Annotated in this window: 5 protein-coding genes and 1 pseudogene; 3 read left to right on the top strand and 3 right to left on the bottom strand. The window is 35.7% G+C overall.

The window, feature by feature from the left end:
* Positions 1-61 precede the first annotated feature (61 nt).
* The 3 genes and pseudogenes from ARSQ2_RS06750 to ARSQ2_RS06740 all read right to left on the bottom strand — a co-directional run bounded on the left by ARSQ2_RS06750 (position 62) and on the right by ARSQ2_RS06740 (position 1,848).
* The gene (locus tag ARSQ2_RS06750) at positions 62-205 is read right to left on the bottom strand and encodes an IS630 transposase-related protein (RefSeq protein ID WP_181994808.1); all 144 of its coding nucleotides are present in this window, start codon (positions 203-205) and stop codon (positions 62-64) included.
* 94 nt (positions 206-299) lie between these two features.
* A complete protein-coding gene (locus tag ARSQ2_RS06745) occupies positions 300-911 on the bottom strand; it encodes an L-threonylcarbamoyladenylate synthase (protein WP_181994810.1) in 612 nt (203 codons plus the stop codon).
* Between the two features lie 141 nt (positions 912-1,052).
* Positions 1,053-1,848, bottom strand: a pseudogene (locus ARSQ2_RS06740) (phosphatase).
* Positions 1,849-2,337: 489 nt separating this feature from the next.
* Here ARSQ2_RS06740 and ARSQ2_RS06735 point away from each other — a divergent pair.
* From ARSQ2_RS06735 to ARSQ2_RS14805, 3 genes are all read left to right on the top strand, one after another.
* Positions 2,338-2,547, top strand: coding sequence for a hypothetical protein (locus tag ARSQ2_RS06735; RefSeq protein WP_181994807.1), 210 nt, complete (start codon positions 2,338-2,340; stop codon positions 2,545-2,547).
* A 115-nt stretch (positions 2,548-2,662) separates the two neighbouring features.
* Positions 2,663-3,037 carry an anthranilate synthase component I gene (locus tag ARSQ2_RS06730; protein ID WP_238334364.1) on the top strand — a complete coding sequence of 125 codons (375 nt, stop codon included), beginning with the start codon at positions 2,663-2,665 and terminating at the stop codon, positions 3,035-3,037.
* 17 nt (positions 3,038-3,054) lie between these two features.
* Entirely contained in the window at positions 3,055-3,222 is a 168-nt protein-coding gene (locus tag ARSQ2_RS14805) for a hypothetical protein (RefSeq protein ID WP_420837748.1), read from the top strand.
* Positions 3,223-3,233 lie beyond the last annotated feature (11 nt).

Raw genomic sequence — 3,233 nt, 5'->3', positions numbered from 1 at the left:
CTGGATATTGTTCAACATCTTTTATCAACTCGGATTTATCGATTTTTCGCTGACGCGTAGTCTATGCTTTTGGCTCTATTTGATTAATCCAACGCGATATAGATGCACAGCCAATCCGAAATTGCTTCGCTGTTTCTCGGATACTCAACCTTTCTTCTTCCATCATAAATATCACTTTACGTCTAAAATCGATTGAATAGCTCATATAAATAATGTCATCAAAATTAAGTCGCTTAGCTATAAAAAATAAACTGTGGTTATTATACACCGTTTTTCTATTAACCTCATCTGAAGCTTTTTTATTCAAATGGTATCGTGGAACCCATTTCAACTCCGATGATATTTGGCGTACTCTCTGTTAAATCAACTACAGTGGTTTGTTTTTCACTTAAATAACAACCATTTATAATCAAGTCAACTTGTTGACCAATTAAACTTTCTATCTCATCGGCTGAAGACTGAGCAAAATCTTCACCTGGCAATATTAAACTAGTCGATAGCAAAGGTTCGCCAATTCCGGCAAGCAGATCTCTGGCAATCGGATTATTGGGTAAACGTATGCCTATTTTTTTACGTTTTTTATTCATTATTCGACGTGGGACTTCTTTTGTTGCACGTAAAATAAAAGTGTAATGACCCGGTGTACTATTTTTAATCATTCTAAACACCTGATTATCTAGATAGGCATATTCAGCTATTTCAGATAAATCACGACACATTAGGGTAAAATTGTGGCGGGAATCCAATTGACGTAGGCGAAAAATTTGCATAAGTGCGTTTTTATTATCTAACTTACAGCCAATTGCATACCCAGAATCAGTCGGATAAACAATAATGCCACCTTTGTTTAATATTTCTATACATTGGTTAATTAATCTAGGTTGCGGATTTTGTGGGTGAAATGGAGAGATTGTCCCATGAATGTTCTCTATATATTTATTTAATAACTATATTATTTAATTAAACTTGAAAATTAAGTTATCAATATACCTAAGCTGCTTACTATATAATATTTAAGCCTAAACGATAATCCCAAATTTTTATTGCCAGGTTTACCAAATCGGTGTAACACCCGCGGGCAACCAAGGATTTCTACCTAGCTCAGTCCAGGCGCAGGGGCGATGAAAATCAGAACCGACCGAAGCATATAAATCATGTAGTCTAGCTAATTCAGTTAAATTTTTCGTTCATCAGGCGATTGTTGGCATTGAGCAATTTCAATCGCATCACCCTGTTGCTGTTTAAAATATAAAACTAACCTTTTTTGCCATTTTGCTGATACCGAATAGCGACCAGTATGTACCAAGACGGCAACACCTCCCGCTTGATGAATAACGTCTATTGCCTCATCAAACTTACACCAATCAGCCGGGACGTAACCTGGTTTACCTCGGGTTAAATATTTTTTAAAAACTTGGCCGATACTTTTTTTGTTTAGCATAATCCATAATATAACGCGCAAAATGGCTTCGTGTTACCTGTCCACCGGCAGCATAAGCTTTAGCATTTTGCTAGGCATCAGGAATACCGAATTTTTCTAATTTATAGCCTATTTTTTCGGCACACAAGTTGCGCCGTGCAGTTTGCATTTCCAGTAAATGTTTAAGACAGTTTTCATCCAGATTAATGTTAAGACTGACGATATGAATTTCAATTTTTTCCCAAATTGTGAAAATTTCAACACTGGCAATTAATGTTAGCGGCTTACTTTTTCATTATAGCTAATACATCGACCCCCATTAATACCGCTCTGTCTACTAATTCTAAAGGGGTGAGATCGCCTTCAGAAGCTTTTGTGTGACTATGTAGATCATAAATAACAGAGAGCTTCTCATTGTCGTGTGCCAAAGGTTTATCCTCATTTACAGCTGACGATTATAGAAAAAATTCATAGTGTGGCATAAATGACTTGACACAATCCGAATGATCTATTTTACTAGTACGGCGGTTAGCGATAGCGCTAACCTATCATGACATATTGCGAAAAAAAACAAAAATAAGATTGGTATTTTTTATCATCATTAAAATCCGTTGGTGGCAAAACTCCCTTAAATAGGCGGTTTCTTCCTGCGCGTGAATTAATCGCGTGAATTAATATAGCTAAGCGTCTTAATTTTGATTACAAAATATATGTTTTTATCCAATATAAATTTACTGATATAGAGTAATTACTTCTAATCATTTTAAAGTCGCCTAACTATAATATGAAAGGTAACCAATATAGAAAACATAGCAGTCAATCAAACAACTTTTCGCATATTAGAAAATAAAATTAATTATCAGCCTGAAGTTTGTCTGTGGTTTCATCATTTATGCAGCAATCGCCCAGGCACATTATTGCTAGAGTCCGCTATCGTTAATAATAAGCAAAATCTACAAAGTATCTTGATCGTTGATAGTGCATTACGAATTATCGCCAAGCAACAGCAAGTTACTTTTGCCGCTCTTAGCACTAACGCTCTTAGCACTAATGGAAATGCACTATTAAGCCATATTTACACCGCTCTACCCAGTGAATTACAAAAGAGCAAATCGAATGGTCAATGAGTAGTTAATTATCTCCCAATAGAGCCACATCTTGACGAAGATAGCCGGCTAAAAGCAACTTCATCCTTTGAAGGGGTACGTTTGATTTATAGTTTAGCCAAACATAACACTATTGATGCAGATACAAATTCTGTTAGCGGAGTTATTCGCTTACGATTTAGTTGCTTATTTTGAAAATTTACCGCCAGTAGCAAAATCAAATCGCTATCCTGATTACTGTCTCTATTTAGCTGAACATTATCTTGTGATCGAGCACCAAAAACAGTTTGGAAAACTGATAAGCTGTCAATTTTTAACAAAACAATCTATTACTAATAGGATATTAAACCGTCATCAAGCAATTATAACAGCCTGTCAGCAACTACTACTCCCCTTACCAATCGCAGCTGAGCTAGCAATACCTTTAGTAGTCAATAAAAACGATAATGAATATTGCCAGATTATTGAAAAACTAAAAAATACATCTATCAAGGTGATATTTTTCAAGTAGTACCTTCACGTAAATTTATGTTGCCATGTACTTCACCATTAAGCGCCTATCAACGCCTTACAATACAAAATCCCAGCCCTTACATGTTTTATATGCAAGATCAAGAATTTACCCTGACGCCAAAAGTCGACAAATTGAAATATATCCAATCGCCGGAACTCGGCCAAGAAGACGTAATGAACTAGGCGAAATAGAT

It is taken from the genome of Arsenophonus endosymbiont of Bemisia tabaci Q2 (assembly GCF_902713415.1).
In the GTDB taxonomy this organism is placed as follows: Bacteria; Pseudomonadota; Gammaproteobacteria; order Enterobacterales; family Enterobacteriaceae; genus Arsenophonus.
The sequence above is the reverse complement of the archived record's forward strand: the minus strand, read 5'-3'. Positions and strand labels throughout refer to the sequence as shown.